This is a genomic window from Taklimakanibacter deserti, from assembly GCA_003574785.1.
Genome location: QORU01000003.1, coordinates 250623 through 268277, shown reverse-complemented (window position 1 = coordinate 268277; position 17655 = coordinate 250623). Strand labels below are relative to the sequence as shown.

Below are 17655 nucleotides of genomic sequence, written 5' to 3'. Positions count from 1 at the left end.
ATTTCCCCGATTATGTGACCATGGACAGTGCTTCTGGCAAGCTCCGATTTTCCTTGGGGGGAAAACTGCGGGCAATGAAGCCGCCGCCCAGGACCCGGGCCCCCGGCCCGGTATTTTCGTAGAGAACACAAGCCTGTCCGGGCGATACGCCATATTCGCCCTCGGCGATGCTGACAATGGCGCCCTCCGGCCCCTGGCGGATTTCGGCCGCGACCGGCGCTCTGGTGGAGCGGATTTTGGCGAAAACCGGCTGCGGCCGCGAATCAAGCGGCACCTCCCCGAGCCAGTTCACCTGGGCAAGGGCGATGTCATGCCGCAGCAGCGACGCGCGGGATCCCACAATGACCTGGCGCTTTTTCGAATCGATCTTGACCACATAGAGCGGGTCGCCCTCGGCGATGCCGAGCCCGCGCCGCTGCCCGACGGTGAAATGGACCGTGCCCTTGTGCCGGCCGAGACGGCGGCCGTCCTCATGCAGGATGTCGCCGGGCTCGGCCGCATCGGGCCTGAGCCTGGTGATGAGATCGGCATAGCGGCCTTCCGGCACGAAGCAGATGTCCTGGCTGTCGGGCTTGTCCGCCACCGCGAGCCCGATCTCGGCCGCGATGCGGCGCGTCTCGCTCTTGGGCAGCGCGCCTAAGGGAAAGCGCAGATAGTCGATCTGCTCCTGCGTGGTGGCGAAGAGGAAATAGCTCTGGTCGCGCGCCATGTCGGCCGGCGTGAAGAGGTCGCGGTGCCCTGAGCCGTCGGGGCGCGGCCGGCTCTCGATATAATGGCCGGTGACCAGCGCCTCGGCCTCGAGTTCCTGGGCGCGCGCCAGGAGATCGGCGAATTTGACCGTCTGGTTGCAGCGGATGCAGGGCACCGGGGTGAAACCCGCGACATAGCTGTTGACGAAGTCATCGATCACCGCTTCCCGGAAACGGCTTTCGAAATCGAGCACATAATGGGGGATGCCGAGCTGGGCCGCCACGCGCCGCGCATCATGGATGTCCTGGCCGGCGCAGCAGGCGCCCTTGCGCCTGACCGCCTCGCCATGGTCATAGAGCTGGAGGGTGATGCCGACCACGTCATAGCCCGCCCGCTTGAGTAAGGCGGCCGCCACGGAAGAGTCGACGCCCCCCGACATGGCGCAGACGATCCGCGTCCGGGCGGGGTCGCCGGCGAGGCCGATCGAGCGGCGCACATTGAGGGTCAAGGGGTCGATCTGGCTCATGGGCGGATAGATGGCGGCTTCGCTTCCCATTGTAAACGTCGAATTTGGCCGGATTTGTCCCGATTTGTCCTGATTTGACGCAGTCGCCCGCGAAGATTTGCAAATTGTTCGGAACTGCTTAGCCCAATTTTAAGTGAACCCACCTAGTCTTGGACGGGTCGTTAGTGTGTGTACCCAGTCGAGTAAGGTGATGAACAACGGTCAGTTGCGTCCCCGCGTGAACTACGTCATTGGGCCCGATGGCAGTCCGTTGACCATTGCGGACTTGCCACCCCCCGGAAATCAGCGCTGGGTCATCCGCCGCAAAGCGGAGGTCGTGGCCGCTGTCCGGGGCGGGCTCTTGAGCCTGGAAGAGGCCTGTGAGCGCTATACGCTCACTGTCGAGGAATATCTGAGCTGGCAGCGCTCGATCGACAGGCACGGCCTGGCAGGATTGCGGACCACCCGCATCCAGCAATACAGGCAATAAATCCTATAAGAGAATGTTATCGGGATCGGCCTGGCGGCTTGCGCACCTTGGGCGGCAGCGTCTCCACATAAGCGCGCGCCAAGGCGAGCCAGCCGAGCAAGGCGGCATCGGTCAGGCCACCGGGATCGATCCGGACATAGCCTTCGACCGGCCGGCCTCGCATCTCCATCGGACGGGCACCTGAGCGGGCCAGAGCTTCGCTGTAGCGTTCTTTGCCGACACGCAGGAGTAGCCCGCGCTTCGAAGCGCCGGCGATCATGTTGCCATTGAGCATGAAGCCGACGCCGCCGAACATCTTCCGCTCGCTCAAGCCCTTGGCGGGAAGGGCGGCGCGGAGCCTCACCGCCAGCGCGTCTCCGTCCGCCATACTTTGAGGCATAAGAACACCTCGATAAGCTCACTTCACCTTGGTCACTTTCATCGAGCCTGCGGAATCGTCCAGCGAAAACCGGCCGGTGATCTCTCTCAGATATTCATCGGTCGCTTTCCGGCAGCCGCCCCAATCATGGTAGTCGTCGAGAATGATGCTGCCGCCCTCGACAAGCTTGGGGAAGATGCGCCGCAGGCAGGTCGACACCGGCTCATACCAGTCGACATCGACATGAGCGAAGGCCACCGGCTGGTCGATATGCATCGTATCCTGCACCAGACCTTTGATGAGCGCCACGGACTGTTCTTCGGGCTCTATTCCAAAGCGCCGCAGATTGCCTTGCACGACGTCGTACAGATTATCCTGGTAGCCATAATATTTGTCGCCGTCGATTCCGACCGATTTTCCTTCCACGATGGTTTGATAGCGATCGTGGACATCGCGTGTGTCTTCCGCCGTCGGCGGCGGGATCATCCCGAACACGTCATAGATGAAAAACGGACGCTCGGAATCTTTGACCGTCGCAATCAAAATTGCCGAACCGCCGAGCGCGCAACCGGCCTCGATGAAGGCGCCGGGCAATCTGGCCTCTTCGATGGCGCTGCAGGTATTGGCCAGGCTGGCAAGCTTGCGGTCCGACAGATAGGTGAGCTTGCTCGAGCGGATGCGCGCCAGCAAGTCGCGCGTCTCGACCTTCGCCACGGATGACAGCGCATTTGGGCCCGCAATCCGGTTCAGGTAACGCTTGATACGTTGTACGTGCAGCATTTTTCCTCCGTGACTCTCTCGCCGTCCCGGGGGATCCCCTTCACCAGGAAACTCTAGAACCGAATATTGTCTAGATCGTGGGCGATGGCGCTGCGTCGCGCGGACTGCGTTTCTTATTCATGATTTGCCCCATTTTCGTCAGTCTTCCGCCCGACTATACTGGAAATGCTTCGTGATCAGGAAAGGAGGTCTTTGTGATTGTCGCGGTGTCCCATAGGCTGGAGAAATCCGGATAGCGCCCTAGCCGCGCTTCTTCCGCTTTCAGTCCAGCCCGAACCCGGCTCCTGCTCGAGCAGCGGCCGTTCGTTTGTTCGTGCCCACAAGGCACAGATGCTGGCAGACACAATGACATCGCAAATCCTCGACCTCGCCGATCTCGGCTGGAGCAACCATTTCGCCCAAGAGCTCGATCCTGAAGAAACCCGCCCGCCTGTCCGGGTGATGGCCGTCCATCGCGACCGCCTCCTCGTCACGGGCGTCGGTCTCGACCTCGCCATACCGCCTTTCACCGCCGATCCTGAGGAGGATGAAGCCACCGCCACGGTGGGCGACTGGCTCCTCCTCGATGCGGCACGAATCCGCGCCGCGCGTCTCCTCGCGCGCAAGAGCCTGTTCAAGCGCCGCGCCGCCGGCACGGCACGGCGGCTGCAGCTCATCGCCGCCAATGTCGACACGCTGTTCATCGTCTCGTCCTGCAACCAGGATTTCAACCTCGCGCGGCTCGAGCGCTATCTCGTCCTCGCCGAGGAAGCGCAAGTGACGCCGGTCGTCGTCCTGACCAAGGCCGACCTGACCGATCGGCCGGAGGACTTCGTGCGCGACGCGGGAAAACTTCTGGCCGGTCTCCTGGTCGAGGCGGTGAATGCTCTCGACCAGGAGAGTGCTGCCTGCCTCAAGCCCTGGTGCAAGCGCGGCCAAACGGTGGCTTTCGTCGGCTCTTCCGGCGTCGGCAAATCGACACTCGTCAATACGCTCACGGGTGCCACCCATATCGAGACGCAAGCCATCCGCGCCGATGACGACAGGGGCCGCCACACCACCACCGGCCGCAGCCTGCATCGATTGAGCGCGGGCGGCTGGCTCCTCGACACGCCGGGCATGCGCGAATTGCAGCTCACCGATGTGAGCTCAGGGCTCGACGGCGTCTTCGCCGACATCGTCGCTCTGGCGCAAACCTGCCGCTTCAGCAATTGCCGGCATGAAAGCGAGCCCGGTTGCGCGATTGTGGCCGCCTTGGCCCAAGGCCATATCGAGGCCGAGCGCTTGCGGCGCTGGCGGAAGCTCCTCGCCGAGGACGCCTATAATAGCGAGAGCCTCGCCGAACGGCGCGCCCGCGACCGCTCCTTCGGCAAAATGGTGAAAAGCGTGATGAAGGAGAAGAACCGGCGGCGCGAGCCGTGAAATCCAGTCACCTGGCTCCGATCCTGGCCCCCGCCGCCGACCGGTCCTGTCAGCACCATCGGCTCTTTGATTCCCGCCGCCCTTGGCACTATCTTAGTGAGCTTCATGAAAATCCTCATCCTTTTCGCCCATCCCCGCCCTTCCAGCTCACATGTGCAGCGCGTTCTCGCCGATGCGGTGCGCGATCTCGCCGGCATCACCTTCCACGATCTCTATGCCGCCTATCCCGACTTCACCATCGACGTCGCCTATGAGCAGGCGCTTCTTCTCGAGCACGACCTCATCGTGCTGCAGCATCCCTTCTACTGGTATTCGGCGCCCGCCATCATCAAGGAGTGGCTCGACCTCGTTCTGGCGCTAGGCTGGGCCTATGGGCCGGGCGGCGACAAGCTCAGCGGCAAGTTCCTGATGAACGCCTTGTCGACGGGGGGTGTCGAGGCCGCTTATCGCCGCCACGGCCGCAACCGGTTCGAGATCGCCGAGCTGCTCAATCCCTACAACCAGTCGGCGCATCTATGCGGCATGGCCTATCTCGAACCCTTTACCGTCTTCGCCGGCCGCTGGTTGACGGCCGAGGATCTTGCCCTCAGGGCCAGCGACTATCAGGGCCTCATCGAAGGCCTGCGCGACGGCCATATCGACCCGCTGGCGCGGCTGGCCAAGGGTTATTCCCTGCCGCTTGCCTTCACGAACCAACGGCCGCAGAAGAAACGCCATGCAACTTGACGCTTTCCTGCTCGGGGCCTTCATCTATCTCGCCGCCGCCGTCATCTCGGTGCCGATCGCCACCCGCCTCGGCCTCGGCTCGGTGCTGGGCTATCTCATCGCCGGCATACTGATCGGCCCGGCGGCCCTGGGGCTGGTCGGCAGCGAAGGCCAGGACGTGCTGCATTTCGCCGAATTCGGCGTCATCGTCATGCTGTTCCTGATCGGCCTCGAGGTGCAGCCATCGAAGCTGTGGACCTTGCGCAAGCCCATTCTGGGCCTCGGCGGCCTGCAGGTGGTGGGGACCGCCGCCGCCCTCGCTCTCGCCGCGATGGCCTTCGGCACCGGATGGAAGACGGCGCTCACCATCGGCCTCATCCTCGCCATGTCGTCGACCGCCATCGTGCTGCAGAGCCTCGCCGAGCGCCGGCAGCTCAAGACCTCGGGCGGCCAGGCGGTGTTTTCCGTTCTCCTGTTCCAGGATATCGCCGTCATCCCGATCCTGGCGCTGTTGCCGGTGCTCGCCATGAATGGAGCCGCATCCGCTCACGGCGAGAGCATGCTGTCGAGCCTGCCGGCCTGGCAGCAGGCGCTCATCGTCTTCGCCGCCGTGGCGCTCATCGTGCTGGCCGGGCGCTATCTGATGCGCCCGTTCTTCCGCCTCATCGCCATGACCGGCTTGCGCGAGATCTTCGTGGCGCTGGCGCTCGCGCTCGTGGTCGGCATCACCCTCCTCATGGAGACTGTCGGCCTCTCGCCGGCGCTCGGCACATTCCTCGCCGGCGTGCTCCTCGCCGAGAGCGAATACCGCCACGAGCTCGAGATGGATCTCGAGCCCTTCAAGGGCCTGCTTCTGGCGGTGTTCTTCATCGCCGTCGGCGCCGGCATCGATTTCAAGCTCGTCGCCTCGGCCCCGGCTTTGATCATCGGCGCCGTGCTCGCCTTCGTCCTGATCAAGCTCGGGGTCCTTTATGCGATCGCGCGCCTCGCGCGCATGAAGCCGCCGCGCGCTTCGCTGTTTTCCTTCTCGCTCGCGCAAGGCGGTGAATTCGCCTTCGTGCTGATCTCCTTTGCCGCAGGTCTGGGCCTCCTCGCCGTGGCCGAAGCGAATTTGCTCGTCGCCATCGTGGCGCTGTCCATGGCGCTGGCGCCGCTCTTGATGATGATCGACAGCCGGATCATCCAGCCGCGTTTCGAGAGCTTGGGTCCCAAGCGCGAGGCCGATCGCATCGATCAGACCGGATTGCAGGCGATCATCCTTGGCCATGGCCGTTTCGGCATGACGGTCGGCCGGGTGCTGGCGGCGAACGGCTCGAAAGCGACCGTGCTCGATCACGATGCCGAGCAGATCGACGCGCTGCGCCGCTTTGGCTTCAAGGTCTTTTATGGCGACGCCTCGCGCGAGGACCTTCTCGAAGCGGCAGGTGCGGCCGATGCGAAAATCCTGGTCATTGCCATCGACGACCGCGAGAAGACGATGCAGATCGTGGAGACGGCGCAGCGCAACTTCCCGCATCTCGAGATCTTTGCACGGGCCTTCGACCGCCCCCATGCCTATGCCCTCCTCAATGCCGGTGTCGCGCATGTCTACCGCGAGGTGTTCGATTCATCGCTCGCCATGGCCGAGGATGCGCTGGTGGCGCTGGGCCAGCATCCTTATGAGGCGGCGCATGCGCTGCGGCTGTTCCGCAAGCATGACGAGGCGCTCATGCGCCGCGCCGCCCGGCATGCCGGCGACATCGACACGATCATCGACATCTCGCGCGCCGCCCAGACGGAGATCGAGCGCGTGTTGTCGGGCGATCAGTCTCCGCCGCCGGAATTTTTGCTCGACCGGCCCTGGGGGACCGTGCCTGAAGCGCAACAGGATCCGCGCAGCATGACCGAACAAGAGGAGAAAGCCGCATCGTGACGCAAGAGTTCAAGGTCGATCCGCGCAACGAGAACATCCTGATCTCGATCAATGGCGAGCTCTATCCGCGCGCCAAGGCCATGGTCTCGGTCTTCGATTCGGGCTTCGTCCTGGGCGATGGCGTATGGGAGGGCCTGCGCGTCCATGATGGCGGCATCGCCTTCCTTAGAGAGCATATCGAGCGGCTCTATGAAGGGGCCAAGGCCATCTTCATGGATATCGGCCTTGAGCCCCAGGCGCTCGTGGAGCGGATCTTCGCCTGCCTCGACGCCAACAAGATGACCGACGGTGTCCATATCCGCCTGATGGTGACGCGCGGCGTGAAGGCGACCCCCTATCAGGATCCGCGCGCCACCATTTCACCTCCGACCGTCGTGATCATTCCGGAATGGAAGGCGCCCAAGCCCGAAGTGGTGGCCAAGGGCCTGAAGCTCCACACCGTCAATGTGCGTCGCGGCGCGCCCGATGTGCAGGACCAGAAGCTCAACTCGCATTCGAAGCTCAATTGCATCACCGCCTGCGTGCAGGCGATGAATGCCGGCGCCAACGAGGCGCTGATGCTCGATCCCCTGGGCTTCGTCGCCACCTGCAATTCGACCCATTTCTTCATCGTCCGGCGCGGGGAAGTGTGGACCTCGAGCGGACAATACTGCATTCCGGGCATCACCCGCGGGGCCGTCATCCGCGTCTGCAAGGAGAACAGCATCCCCGTCTTCGAGAAGCAGTTCTCGCTCTATGACGTCTATGGCGCCGATGAGGCTTTCGTCACCGGCACCTTCGCCGGCCTCGTCCCGGTGCGCGAGATCGATGGCCGCAGCGTCGCCCATCCGCTTGAGCCCAAGGGCGACTGGCCGGGCATCGGGCCGATGACGGCAAAGTTGACCGATCTCTACAAGACACTGGCCAAGCGCGAGGCGAAACGCGCGCTGTGACCAGGCCTGTCACCATCGCCATGTGGTCGGGGCCGCGCAACATCTCGACCGCCATGATGTATTCCTTCGGCAATCGCCCCGATTGCTTCGTCTGGGACGAGCCCTTTTACGCCTTCTCGCTTCTGACCCATGGCAATAACCATCCGATGCGCGAGGAGATCATCGCCGCCTATGACAGCAATTGGGAAAGCCTCGTCGCTTCATGTCTTGCAGCCGCGCCTCAAGGCAAGACCGTCTTCTATCAGAAGCACATGACGCATCACATGCTGAAGGGCTTCGACCGCGCCTGGGTCTTGCGGCTGACAAATGCCTTCCTCATCCGCAGGCCCGAGCGCGTGCTCGCGAGCTACACGAAGAAATGGTCGGACGTCACCTTGCGCGATATCGGCTTCGTCGAGCAGGCGGAGATCTTCGATGTCGTCGCCGACCATCTCGGCCGCGCCCCGGCAGTGGTCGATGCCGATGACGTGCTGGCGGATCCGCGCGGTACTCTCACGCGGCTTTGCGAATCTTGCGGCATTGCCTTTGTCGAGCACATGCTGTCCTGGCCCAAGGGGCCCAAGAGCTTCGACGGCGTCTGGGCGCCGCATTGGTACAATGCGGTGTGGGAGTCGACCGGCTTCGCAAAGCCGCAGACGCGCGCCGTCGAGCTCAACACCGCGCTGGCGCGGATAGCCGATGAGGCCCGCCCCTTCTACGAGCACTTGCGCAAACACAAGCTCTAGCGTCTATATCGGACTCTTTGGCGAAACCGGTGGTATGGCGTGCCGGGGCGGTCACACGCGCGGTTTGCGGATCAGCTCACTGCCTGGCGCGGCGCGAAGCCGGTCGGCACGCCCCGTGAAGCGGGGCGGTGGTCGAGTTCCTTCTCGGCCAGGAGTTCGAGCTTGCGCAATTCCGTCTCTTCTTCCTGCAAGAGCGCCTGGGCTGCCGCCTGCTGGTCCTTGAGGTCGCCCACGGTCTTGAGGATATTGTCGCGCCGGCCCCGGGTCGACTTGGCCGCCATCGAATAGTTGAAATGGGCGGGGTCGCTGACGCCGGTGCGCTGTTCCTCGATCTTCATCTGGGCGTCGAGATCGTCATATTTGCGCATGAGATCGACGATCATCGTCTCTATATCGGCGACCTGCCGCCGTTTTTCCTCGGTCCGGAAGCGGTGCAGCCTGAGAAGCGTTTCTCGTGACGAACGCATAGATCCCTCTTTTACTCAACACACGGCGCCCGGCAAAACCTTCAGGATTCCCGGGGCTTTCCCTAGGCATGAAGGCACGAATCAACTAGTTTGAAGATTCGCCCCTCGGATGCCTATCTTGGGCGCGTAACCTTAAGACCGGGTAAATCCGGGCTTTCGGGTGTGAGAGACGGTGGGTCTTGAATCAGCTGTATTAGGTTTTGTTAACCTTTCCGGGCGTATGTTAACGATCAACGTTAACTGACCGTTTCACGGCCAGGGGCGCTCGGTCCCGCGAGCCGAAACGTCGCAGTCCGGGGCGGATGAAGGGGATACGCATGAGAGTTCTGCTGATCGAGGACGATACAGCGACGGCCCAAAGCATCGAGCTGATGCTGAAGTCGGAAGGTTTCAATGTCTATACCACCGATCTCGGTGAAGAGGGCGTCGATCTCGGCAAGCTCTATGACTACGACATCATCCTTCTCGACCTCAATTTGCCCGACATGTCGGGCTATGAGGTCTTGAAGACGCTGCGCGTCAGCAAGGTGAATACGCCCATCCTCATCCTGTCGGGTCTCGCCGGCATCGAGGACAAGGTGCGCGGCCTGGGCTTCGGCGCCGACGATTATATGACAAAGCCCTTTCACAAGGACGAGCTCGTGGCGCGCATCCACGCCGTGGTGCGCCGCTCCAAGGGCCATGCCCAGTCGGTCATCACCACCGGCGACCTGCTCGTCAATCTCGATACCAAGACCGTCGAAGTCGGCGGCCAGCGCGTGCATCTGACCGGCAAGGAGTACCAGATGCTGGAGTTGCTCTCGCTGCGCAAGGGCACCACTCTCACCAAGGAGATGTTCCTGAACCATCTCTATGGCGGCATGGACGAGCCTGAGCTCAAGATCATCGACGTCTTCATCTGCAAGTTGCGCAAGAAGCTTGCCACCGCCGCGGGCGGCAAGAACTTCATCGAGACGGTGTGGGGCCGCGGCTATGTGCTGCGCGAAGGCGCGCCGCAGGAAGACGACGACATGCGCGAGAGCGCATGAGCCGCATGATCCGGAAAAGTGGATACCGATTTTCCGAAAAGATCATGCGCAAGTCATAGAGTTTCGCTGGGGAGCAGAAGGGGTTGGTAGATCCCGGTGCCGCAAGGTGCCGGGATTTTTCTTGCGTTCACTTGTCCCGTGGATTGGTGATCATCCCGTCGCGGCGATCGGCTTGGCGATATCGGCGATGGCGCTCACCACCACATCGGCGCCGTCGAGCGTGAGGGAGAGCGGCATGCCGGCAGCTTCGGCGAGGCGCTTGGTGTAATAGGGCTGGATGAGCCTGGCATCGATCTCTTCGAGCGCCGCCGCACCTTTCAGCACCTGGTCGGTCTTCTCGAAGATCTTCGCCCCTTCGCCGCTTGCCCTCACCGCGAAGCCGCCATCGATCGCTTCCGCCTTCACCACTCCGCCGCGCGGGATCGAGCCCATGGCGATCAGCATCATGTTGAGCAGGAGCTTGACCTGCTGCTTGGGCCGGTTCTCGCGCGGCACCTGCCAGTCGAGCTTGATCTTCTCCTCGCCGACGAAGGCCTTGGCGACGTCGCCTGCTTCGCCCATGTCGATGATGGCGCCGGCCGAGCCAGCGGCACCGAAGGCGATGCGGCAGAATTTCAGTTTCGCCGAAGCCTGCTTCGCGGATTTGCGCACCAGGTCCATCGCCATGGTCCGCATCGCCTCGTCGTCCTCGACCTCGAGCAGTTCGAGCCCGTTGGTGATGGCGCCTACCGGCGAGATGACGTCGTGACAGACGCGGCTGCACAGAAGGGCGGCAAGATCGAGATCGCTCAAATGGCTCTGATGCATCGGCTGACTTTTTCCCGGGAATGATTCGCAGCCCTTCTTGTACCAGATCGGGCCTAATAATTCCGCATTGACCATCGCCCTTGGGGCGGGCATAGCGGCGCCATCATGCAGTCGAAAACCTCCCCCTCGCCGCGCCTCCTGGCGCTCGCCGACCTCGCTCTGGCCGCCGGCCGCGAGATCATGACGATCTATGCAAGCCCCGTCATCGCGCGCCAGAAGAACGACCTGACCCCCGTCACCGAGGCCGATGAGGCGGCGGAAAAGATCATCCTTTCAGGCCTCAAGCTGCTCGATCCGACGATACCCGTCATTTCCGAGGAAGCCGCGGCCGCAGGCGTGATCCCCGAGGTGGCCGGCCGCTTCTATCTGGTCGATCCACTCGATGGAACCAAGGAGTTCCTGAGCCGTAACGGTGAGTTCACCGTCAATATCGCGCTGATCGACAAGGCGATGCCCGTAGCCGGCATCGTTCTGGCGCCGGCCTTGGGGCGCATCTTCTGCGGCGAGACCGGATCGGGCGCCTTCGAGGCTCGCATCGAGGCGGAGACGGATGTTGCGGCCCTCGGCTGGCAGGCGCTTGAGGCCCGCAAGGCCTCTGCCGCGGGTCCGATCGTCGTCGCCAGCCGCTCGCATCGTGACGAGCGCACCGAGGCCTATCTCAAATGCCTCAAGGTGCAGAAGATCGTTTCCGCCGGGTCTTCGCTCAAATTCTGCCTCCTGGCGTCGGGTGAGGCCGACCTCTACCCCCGTTTCGGCCGCACCATGGAGTGGGACACGGCGGCGGGCCATGCCGTCCTGAGCGCGGCCGGCGGCCATGTCGAGGTCGAAACCGGCGAGCCCTTGACCTATGGCAAGGCCGGGCGCGGCTATGACAATCCGGCCTTCATCGCCCGCGGCGCCTGACCAAGATGACGCCGGCGATTTTAGCGGCCTGTTAACCAAAAAAACGCCACTTTGGGCGGCCCGAATCCGCGACTCAAAGCTGCCACAAGCTGTCCCTAGAGTCGCCGTCAACAGGTGGGATTCAGGCAGTTCGGATAGAGAGGTAGCCGCTCGCGGGAACTACCGGTTTCAGGACGTGCTGAGGAGTTTTGTCATGAGCAAATTTATCGACCGGCGCCAGGCTTTAGGGCTTCTGGGGTTCGGTCTTGCGGCGAGCGTGGCAGGTGTCACCGCCGTCGCTGCCGCCACCAGGCGCAAAGAGACCTATTCATCCGATGAAATCGTCCTGGCCGGACAGAAGTTCTTCGGCAAGACCACGCGCGGCGTTGCCGAAGCGGTCGAATATGTGTTCTCGAGCCAGGGCGAGCCTACGGCCTATATTGTCGGCGAGGAAGGATCGGGCGCGATCGTCGGCGGCCTGCGCTATGGCGAAGGGGTGATCTACTACAAGAACGGCCCGCGCTATAAGATCTACTGGCAAGGCCCCTCCATCGGCTTCGATTTCGGCGGCAATGGCTCGCGCGCCTTGGTGCTGGTCTATAATTCCTCGACGCCGGGCGACATCTATGATGAGCGCTTCGGCGGCGTAGAGGGGTCGGCCTATTTCGTCGGCGGGCTCGGTGTGAATTTCCAGAAGAATAGGGACATTATTCTGGCCCCGATTCGTACCGGCGTGGGGGCGCGGCTCGGCGCCAATGTGGGCTATCTCAAATATTCGAAAGAGCCCACCTGGAACCCGTTCTGATCCCCCTGCTCTGTCGATTTAACCGTCGCACCGCCACATTCGACACGCTATGCTAGGCGGGAAGAGCGGCAGCGTGCAGAGGATTCATGTCTCAGCTTGAGACGATCTTGTGGTTCGGCCTGGGCTTCGCGGTAGCGAGCCTGATCGCATTGTTCCTGGGGCGCGCCGCCTGGCGTTCCGGCGTCAGGCTGGGGGCCAGGCGCATGCAGCGCAAGGTGCCGGGCACCGTCTCCGAACTCCAGACCGAGCGCGACAGCATGCGGGCGGAAAATGCCATGATGGCGCGCAAGCTCGAAGTGCGGATGGGCGAGGTGAAAGCCAAGCTCGCCGAGCAGGCCGCGGAGGTCTCACGTCATCGCAACCGCATCGAGATGCTCGCCGCGGACCTCGCCCAGCGCGACAAGGTGGATGCAGGCCTGCGCGGCGAGATCGCCCGCCTCGAGGAGCAGGTCGCGACCTATGAGGGCCTGATCAGCCAGCGCACCGACTCGGTATCGGCGACGCTCGAGCGGCTGCAGGCGCAGGACCGCGAAATCAATCAGCAGGCTGACGAAATCGCCGCCCTCAAGAGCAGGATCTGGAAGCTTCAGGCCAAGACTCAGCCGATCGAGGACAGGCTCGCCGAAGCCGGCGAGGAGAGCCAGAAGCTCGCCGCCGAAATGCGCGCCCTCGATCAGGCCTGGCCGGCGAAGCTCGCCGAGCTCGGCTTCGACGAGCGCCCTCAGGCTGCCGCGGCGACGGCGGAAACGGTTGTCGAACCCGAAGCAGGCATCGCCGCCGAACCGGCGATGATGAGGGACGAGCCCGCCCCCGAGGCGGTCAATGGCGCCGCCGCGCCCGCCGCCGAGATCCGCCCGGAACCCAAGCCGGCGCGCTCGGTACAATCGCGCTCTTTTGCCGGCAATGTCATTTCCCTCGCCCAGCGAATCAAGGCGCTGCAGAAAACGATCACACGCTGACCGGGCTTAATCCTCGATGACGTTACGTCATATGAGGTTGCCGCAGGGCCTTTCCGTCGGTGACAAAATTTGTGGCGCCAGCAGATGGCCGGCGCAACCTTTCCAGCTCTGAGGCGTTCCCTTGACGCTGGCCATCCCCAAGGCCAGTTCCCCCTGCCCAAACATTGGGCACCCCTGTCGATGGCCCGCAGCGCGCTCCCTCCGCTGCGGGCCTTATTTAAAATTGAAAACCGACCTGATGATGGTTATTAATTTCTATCGAAGATAGTGGATCGGGGCAGTGTTCCCTTCATGGCGGGATAGATGGCTGGAACCGACGAGCGGCTCCTCAGAAGTCTTTTCGACAACACGCTGATCGGCATTGTCCTGCTGACGGTCGAAGGCCGCATCTCCTATGCCAATTCCGCCTATGCGAGGCTGCTTGGCCGCAGCGTCGAGGAAATGCTCGAGCTTCGCCTGGAAGATTTCATCGTGGCGGAGGATGTGAGCGAGATCCGCCGGAACTTCGCCGAGATCGCGAAAGGCACGCTCGATGGCTATCGTTTCGAGCGCCGCTACATCCATAAGGATGGCACGATCATCCACGTCCAGGGCGCCACTTCGACCTTGCGCAACAAAGGCAAGCCGCCGCTCATCGTCACGCAAATCGTCGACATCACCGCGAAGAAGGAGGCGGAGCGCAAGCTCGCCCAGAGCGAGGAACGCTGGGCTTTCGCGCTGGAGAGCGCGCATCAAGGCGTGTGGGACCACAATCTGGTGAGCGGCGAAACCTATTTCTCGCCGACCTGGAAATCCATGCTGGGCTATGGCGATGATGAGGTCGCCAATACGCGCCAGGCCTGGATCGATCTGCTCCATCCCGACGACCGCGAGAAGATCCTCGCCGTCACCGCCCACGTTCTCTGCGGCGAAACCGATCGCATCGAGCGTGAATTCCGCATGCGCCACAAGAACGGAAGCTGGGTGTGGATCCTGAGCCGCGGCCGGACGATCGCGCGGATGCCGGACGGCAAGGCGGCGCGGATCATCGGCACTCATACCGACATCACGTCGATTAAGAGTTACGAAACGCAGATTTCACGCCTGCATGAACGGCTGGATCTCGCCATCAGCGCCGGGCGCATAGGTGTCTGGGATTATGATCTGATCTCGGGCACGCCGCATTGGGACGACCGCCTGCATGAGATCTATGGAACCGACACTCATCATGTCTCGACACTCGAGTCCTGGATTCAAATCGTTCATCCGCAGGATCGCCCGCGCGTTGCGGCCATCTGGGCGGATGCGCAGGCGAACCGCGACCACTATGAAGACGAGTTTCGCATCGTCCGGCCGGATGGCGAGGTCCGTCATATTCACAGCATCGCCCGCATCTTCAAGGACGCGGAAGGCCGTGCCACGCGTGTTGTCGGCGCCAATTGGGACATCACCGAACAGAAGCGGCTGAACGAGAAAGTCTTCGAGGAGAAGGAGCGTCTCGGTATCACCCTCGCCTCGATCGCCGATGCGGTGATCTGCACGGACGGCGAAGCGCGCATCACTTTCATGAACCCGGTTGCCGAGAAGCTCACCGGCTGGTCGTCGGCGGAGGCCGCCGGCCAGGCGCTCCCTGCCGTCTTCCACATCATCGACGAAACCACCGGCGATCGCGCCGCCGATCCCGTGATGCAGTGCCTCAAGAGCGCGGAATGCTGCCAGAAGGACGGCGGCGTGTTCCTGGTCAGCCGCACCGGCGGCGTTTCCGACATCCAGATGTCGGCGGCACCGGTGCGCATTTCGGCCCAGGCCTCGATCGGCTCCGTGCTGGTCTTCCGAGACATCACCGAAGCCCATGCGCGACAGAAGAAGATCGCGCATTCGGCGCTTCATGACGCCTTGACGGGCCTGCCCAACCGGTCCGCCTTTCTCGCCCAGCTGAACGACGCCATCGGCCAGGCTCGCCAGGAGCAGCGCAGCCACGCTCTCTGCTTCGTCGATCTCGACCATTTCAAGCAGGTGAATGACCGCGCCGGCCATGCGGCGGGCGACGCCCTACTCCAGGAAACGGCGAAGATCATCGCCTTGAGCTGCAGCAAGAAGGACGTGCCGGCCCGCCTCGGCGGCGATGAGTTTGCGCTCCTCATCCGCGACTGCAAGCCCGGCGAAGCGGAAGCGACCGCGGAGCGGATCATCGCCGCCATATCGCGCATGGAATTCCGCTGGGAGATGGAGGTCTTCCGCATCGGCGCCAGCATCGGCGCCACGATGGTGACGGCAGCGTCGCCTGAACTCAGCGAGATCCTGCATCAGGCCGACAAGGCCTGCTATGCCGCCAAGGCCTCCGGCCGCAACCGTGTCTGCATCTACGGCCAGTTGAGCCAGCCACAGATCGACCGGCTGGTTGACGACCGGCCTAGCCAAAGTTGGCTGCGGTTACATTAGCGATTATGCGTCCTTGTCGTCCGGTGGGGATGAGGCCGGCTTGCCGGGATGATCGTTGCGTCCGACCGCTACGGGATCGCTGGCCGGAAAAGTTTCGTCCAGCGCCTCGTCCAGCTTGCTGTCGACATCCTTCGGGGGTTTTCGTTCGCGCGCCATGTCTTCATATATCGGCAAAGGCGCCACAAATAACAAGAAGGCGCGGAACACCGAGGTGCCCACGCCTCCCTGTTCAAAGCTGGCTCCTGCCTGTCTTAGATCACCGCGAAGATGACCAATTCCGGCGGTCCACTTTGAAGCGACCCGACAGCTCCGCGTTTTTCAACCAAAGCCGCCTGATCGGCGAACTGCGCGCATCTTGCGATCCACACGTCCGGTCATCGAACGGATGAGCCGCCGTTCATGACATCATCGGCCCCATGTCGCGTTCCGCTCTCAACCTTGCGGCAAGCTCGGCCATGAGACGGCGCCTATGTCTTGGGAGGGTCTGGTAGCGAGCCGGACCACAACATCGGCGTCGTGAGAAGGAGTGTCACGCCGATCGCGTTGAAAGTCGATATGCCGAATTCCTCCGTCCACAGACGGCGCGGCTTCTGTGGATAACTCGCCGCCGATGGTGCAGAAACCGCCGTTCGAACAAAGAGATGGATCGCGCTTGTCCTCCAGGAACGCAAAAAGGCCGAAGCTTTCGCTTCGGCCTTCGGACAATCGCAATTCTGTTTGCGAGCTCAGACCATCTTGAGGTGGCCGGCGCTCGTCTTGCCGCGCTCGGTGACGAGCTCATAGCTGACCTTCTGCGCCTCATTGAGGGTCGACAGACCAGCGCGCTCGACGGCGCTGATATGGACGAACACGTCCTTCGAGCCGTCATCCGGTTGGATGAAGCCGAAGCCCTTCTGAGGATTGAACCATTTAACTTTGCCTGTCGGCATATGGGTAACCTTTCGAGTTGTGAACAAACCGGTGGACTGTCTCCTGTCCCCGTATTCGAACCGCAATGTCTTGAGAAGAGCCCGAAAGGGTCAAACGCCAAGCAAGGCCGTAGATCGAACGCGGACTAGATGGGGTTTTGGCCCCGATTTGTCAACAATCAGACCGTGTCGCGGTTGTCGGCCAAGAAGCGGCCGACTGCAAGCCTTTTGCGTATCTCCTTGGGGATAAAGCGAATTTTAGCAATTCTGTTTGCTTTTGATTAATCCGGTCGCCGGTACAGCCGGATCATGGCAATAAAACCGACTCCCGAAAACCAGAACCAGGATCAGCCGGCAGAGGAGTCGCGGGACGATTCAACCGTCGAGAAAACCCTCCTCAAGAACCATTTCGTCCGGGCGCTCGGGCAACTGGAGCGCCTGCATCGCTGCCTCCTCGAGCTCATCAAGCTTGAACTGGACCGCCAGATCAGCGAGCAGGAGGTGACGAGCGCCCAGGCCCTCTTCCTCTACAACATCGGCGACGGCAAGCTGTCGGCGACGGAGCTCAGGATCAGGGGATATTATACCGGCTCCAACCTGAGCTACACCATCGCCAAGCTCGTCGAGGGCGGGTTTCTCCATTACGAGCGCACGGTGCAGGATAAGCGGGTCGTCCGGCTGAGCCTCACCGAGAAGGGCCATGAGATCAAATCCATGGTCGCCGCCATCTATGAAGGCCATGTGCCCGTTCTCGAGGAGAAAGGCGTTACGGCGGAGGATCTCGAGCGCCTCGTTTCCGCTCTCAAGCGCCTCGAGCATTATTGGGCCGAGCATATACGCTACGGCTTTTGATCCATCTTGAAAGGATGAGCCCGCCCAT

Annotated in this window: 19 protein-coding genes; 12 read left to right on the top strand and 7 right to left on the bottom strand. The window is 62.5% G+C overall.

The genetic code is table 11. The annotated features are described in order from the left end of the window. Positions 1 to 10: 10 nt before the first annotated feature. Complete coding sequence (gene mnmA / locus DS839_RS07385) at positions 11 to 1198, bottom strand: tRNA 2-thiouridine(34) synthase MnmA (protein ID WP_119269916.1); 1188 nt, start codon at positions 1196 to 1198, stop codon at positions 11 to 13. A gap of 208 nt (positions 1199 to 1406) precedes the next feature. Here mnmA and sciP point away from each other — a divergent pair, with 208 nt between their 5' ends. After that, positions 1407 to 1685, top strand: coding sequence for a CtrA inhibitor SciP (gene sciP / locus DS839_RS07380; protein WP_119269655.1), 279 nt, complete (start codon positions 1407 to 1409; stop codon positions 1683 to 1685). A 16-nt stretch (positions 1686 to 1701) separates the two neighbouring features. On the opposite strand, the gene DS839_RS07375 is transcribed toward sciP, so the two are convergent. Together DS839_RS07375 and DS839_RS07370 are read right to left on the bottom strand one after the other, a co-directional pair. Beyond that, positions 1702 to 2052 (bottom strand): TfoX/Sxy family protein, encoded by a 351-nt coding sequence (locus DS839_RS07375; RefSeq protein ID WP_119269654.1) that lies wholly within the window; start codon positions 2050 to 2052, stop codon positions 1702 to 1704. A 30-nt stretch (positions 2053 to 2082) separates the two neighbouring features. Then, the gene (locus tag DS839_RS07370) at positions 2083 to 2823 is read right to left on the bottom strand and encodes a TylF/MycF/NovP-related O-methyltransferase (protein WP_119269653.1); all 741 of its coding nucleotides are present in this window, start codon (positions 2821 to 2823) and stop codon (positions 2083 to 2085) included. 345 nt (positions 2824 to 3168) lie between these two features. On the opposite strand from DS839_RS07370, the gene rsgA reads away from it, so the two are divergent. The 5 genes from rsgA to DS839_RS07345 all read left to right on the top strand — a co-directional run bounded on the left by rsgA (position 3169) and on the right by DS839_RS07345 (position 8498). Then, entirely contained in the window at positions 3169 to 4224 is a 1056-nt protein-coding gene (gene rsgA / locus DS839_RS07365) for a ribosome small subunit-dependent GTPase A (RefSeq protein ID WP_119269652.1), read from the top strand. Positions 4225 to 4329: 105 nt separating this feature from the next. Further along, on the top strand, positions 4330 to 4950 hold the full coding sequence (locus DS839_RS07360; RefSeq protein ID WP_119269651.1) for an NAD(P)H-dependent oxidoreductase: 621 nt from the start codon (positions 4330 to 4332) through the stop codon (positions 4948 to 4950). Continuing rightward, positions 4940 to 6841: a monovalent cation:proton antiporter-2 (CPA2) family protein gene (locus DS839_RS07355; protein ID WP_119269650.1), complete on the top strand. Its 1902-nt coding sequence runs from the start codon at positions 4940 to 4942 to the stop codon at positions 6839 to 6841. Before DS839_RS07360 ends, DS839_RS07355 begins: the two co-directional genes overlap by 11 nt. Next, on the top strand, positions 6838 to 7773 hold the full coding sequence (locus DS839_RS07350) for an aminotransferase class IV (protein ID WP_368911306.1): 936 nt from the start codon (positions 6838 to 6840) through the stop codon (positions 7771 to 7773). The genes DS839_RS07355 and DS839_RS07350 overlap by 4 nt, the downstream gene beginning before the upstream one ends. Next, on the top strand, positions 7770 to 8498 hold the full coding sequence (locus DS839_RS07345) for a sulfotransferase-like domain-containing protein (RefSeq protein WP_368911304.1): 729 nt from the start codon (positions 7770 to 7772) through the stop codon (positions 8496 to 8498). Before DS839_RS07350 ends, DS839_RS07345 begins: the two co-directional genes overlap by 4 nt. A 71-nt stretch (positions 8499 to 8569) precedes the next feature. Here DS839_RS07345 and DS839_RS07340 read toward each other — a convergent pair whose 3' ends face one another. Next, a complete protein-coding gene (locus tag DS839_RS07340) occupies positions 8570 to 8965 on the bottom strand; it encodes a flagellar export protein FliJ (protein ID WP_162918364.1) in 396 nt (131 codons plus the stop codon). Positions 8966 to 9282: 317 nt separating this feature from the next. Here DS839_RS07340 and ctrA point away from each other — a divergent pair, with 317 nt between their 5' ends. Next, complete coding sequence (gene ctrA / locus DS839_RS07335) at positions 9283 to 9993, top strand: response regulator transcription factor CtrA (RefSeq protein WP_119269648.1); 711 nt, start codon at positions 9283 to 9285, stop codon at positions 9991 to 9993. Between the two features lie 150 nt (positions 9994 to 10143). Here ctrA and chpT read toward each other — a convergent pair whose 3' ends face one another. Then, on the bottom strand, positions 10144 to 10800 hold the full coding sequence (gene chpT / locus DS839_RS07330; protein ID WP_119269647.1) for a histidine phosphotransferase ChpT: 657 nt from the start codon (positions 10798 to 10800) through the stop codon (positions 10144 to 10146). A gap of 105 nt (positions 10801 to 10905) precedes the next feature. Between chpT and cysQ the strand changes: the two genes are divergently transcribed. The 4 genes from cysQ (at position 10906) to DS839_RS07310 (ending at position 15867) form a co-directional block, all read left to right on the top strand. Further along, positions 10906 to 11703, top strand: a complete 798-nt coding sequence (gene cysQ, locus DS839_RS07325) for a 3'(2'),5'-bisphosphate nucleotidase CysQ (protein WP_119269646.1) — start codon at positions 10906 to 10908, stop codon at positions 11701 to 11703. A gap of 193 nt (positions 11704 to 11896) precedes the next feature. Then, positions 11897 to 12487, top strand: coding sequence for a DUF1134 domain-containing protein (locus tag DS839_RS07320; protein WP_119269645.1), 591 nt, complete (start codon positions 11897 to 11899; stop codon positions 12485 to 12487). A gap of 86 nt (positions 12488 to 12573) precedes the next feature. Next, positions 12574 to 13446, top strand: a complete 873-nt coding sequence (locus tag DS839_RS07315; protein WP_119269644.1) for a hypothetical protein — start codon at positions 12574 to 12576, stop codon at positions 13444 to 13446. Positions 13447 to 13749: 303 nt separating this feature from the next. Beyond that, positions 13750 to 15867 (top strand): PAS domain S-box protein, encoded by a 2118-nt coding sequence (locus DS839_RS07310; protein WP_119269643.1) that lies wholly within the window; start codon positions 13750 to 13752, stop codon positions 15865 to 15867. Positions 15868 to 15870: 3 nt separating this feature from the next. Here the strand turns inward: DS839_RS07310 and DS839_RS07305 are convergent, their stop codons facing one another. Both DS839_RS07305 and DS839_RS07300 read right to left on the bottom strand, forming a co-directional pair. Beyond that, positions 15871 to 16086, bottom strand: coding sequence for a hypothetical protein (locus DS839_RS07305; RefSeq protein ID WP_119269642.1), 216 nt, complete (start codon positions 16084 to 16086; stop codon positions 15871 to 15873). A 506-nt stretch (positions 16087 to 16592) separates the two neighbouring features. Then, entirely contained in the window at positions 16593 to 16796 is a 204-nt protein-coding gene (locus tag DS839_RS07300; protein WP_119269641.1) for a cold-shock protein, read from the bottom strand. 288 nt (positions 16797 to 17084) lie between these two features. On the opposite strand from DS839_RS07300, the gene DS839_RS07295 reads away from it, so the two are divergent. Continuing rightward, on the top strand, positions 17085 to 17627 hold the full coding sequence (locus DS839_RS07295; RefSeq protein ID WP_119269640.1) for a MarR family winged helix-turn-helix transcriptional regulator: 543 nt from the start codon (positions 17085 to 17087) through the stop codon (positions 17625 to 17627). The last annotated feature ends 28 nt before the right edge of the window (positions 17628 to 17655 follow it).

Coding starts and splice junctions, on each gene's coding strand:
- sciP (WP_119269655.1), top strand. CDS start 1,407: ATGAACAACGGTCAGTTGCGTCCCCGCGTGAACTACGTCATTGGGCCC.
- DS839_RS07375 (WP_119269654.1), bottom strand. CDS start 2,052: ATGGCGGACGGAGACGCGCTGGCGGTGAGGCTCCGCGCCGCCCTTCCC.
- DS839_RS07370 (WP_119269653.1), bottom strand. CDS start 2,823: ATGCTGCACGTACAACGTATCAAGCGTTACCTGAACCGGATTGCGGGC.
- rsgA (WP_119269652.1), top strand. CDS start 3,169: ATGACATCGCAAATCCTCGACCTCGCCGATCTCGGCTGGAGCAACCAT.
- DS839_RS07360 (WP_119269651.1), top strand. CDS start 4,330: ATGAAAATCCTCATCCTTTTCGCCCATCCCCGCCCTTCCAGCTCACAT.
- DS839_RS07355 (WP_119269650.1), top strand. CDS start 4,940: ATGCAACTTGACGCTTTCCTGCTCGGGGCCTTCATCTATCTCGCCGCC.
- DS839_RS07340 (WP_162918364.1), bottom strand. CDS start 8,965: ATGCGTTCGTCACGAGAAACGCTTCTCAGGCTGCACCGCTTCCGGACC.
- ctrA (WP_119269648.1), top strand. CDS start 9,283: ATGAGAGTTCTGCTGATCGAGGACGATACAGCGACGGCCCAAAGCATC.
- chpT (WP_119269647.1), bottom strand. CDS start 10,800: ATGCATCAGAGCCATTTGAGCGATCTCGATCTTGCCGCCCTTCTGTGC.
- cysQ (WP_119269646.1), top strand. CDS start 10,906: ATGCAGTCGAAAACCTCCCCCTCGCCGCGCCTCCTGGCGCTCGCCGAC.
- DS839_RS07320 (WP_119269645.1), top strand. CDS start 11,897: ATGAGCAAATTTATCGACCGGCGCCAGGCTTTAGGGCTTCTGGGGTTC.
- DS839_RS07315 (WP_119269644.1), top strand. CDS start 12,574: ATGTCTCAGCTTGAGACGATCTTGTGGTTCGGCCTGGGCTTCGCGGTA.
- DS839_RS07310 (WP_119269643.1), top strand. CDS start 13,750: ATGGCTGGAACCGACGAGCGGCTCCTCAGAAGTCTTTTCGACAACACG.
- DS839_RS07300 (WP_119269641.1), bottom strand. CDS start 16,796: ATGCCGACAGGCAAAGTTAAATGGTTCAATCCTCAGAAGGGCTTCGGC.
- DS839_RS07295 (WP_119269640.1), top strand. CDS start 17,085: ATGGCAATAAAACCGACTCCCGAAAACCAGAACCAGGATCAGCCGGCA.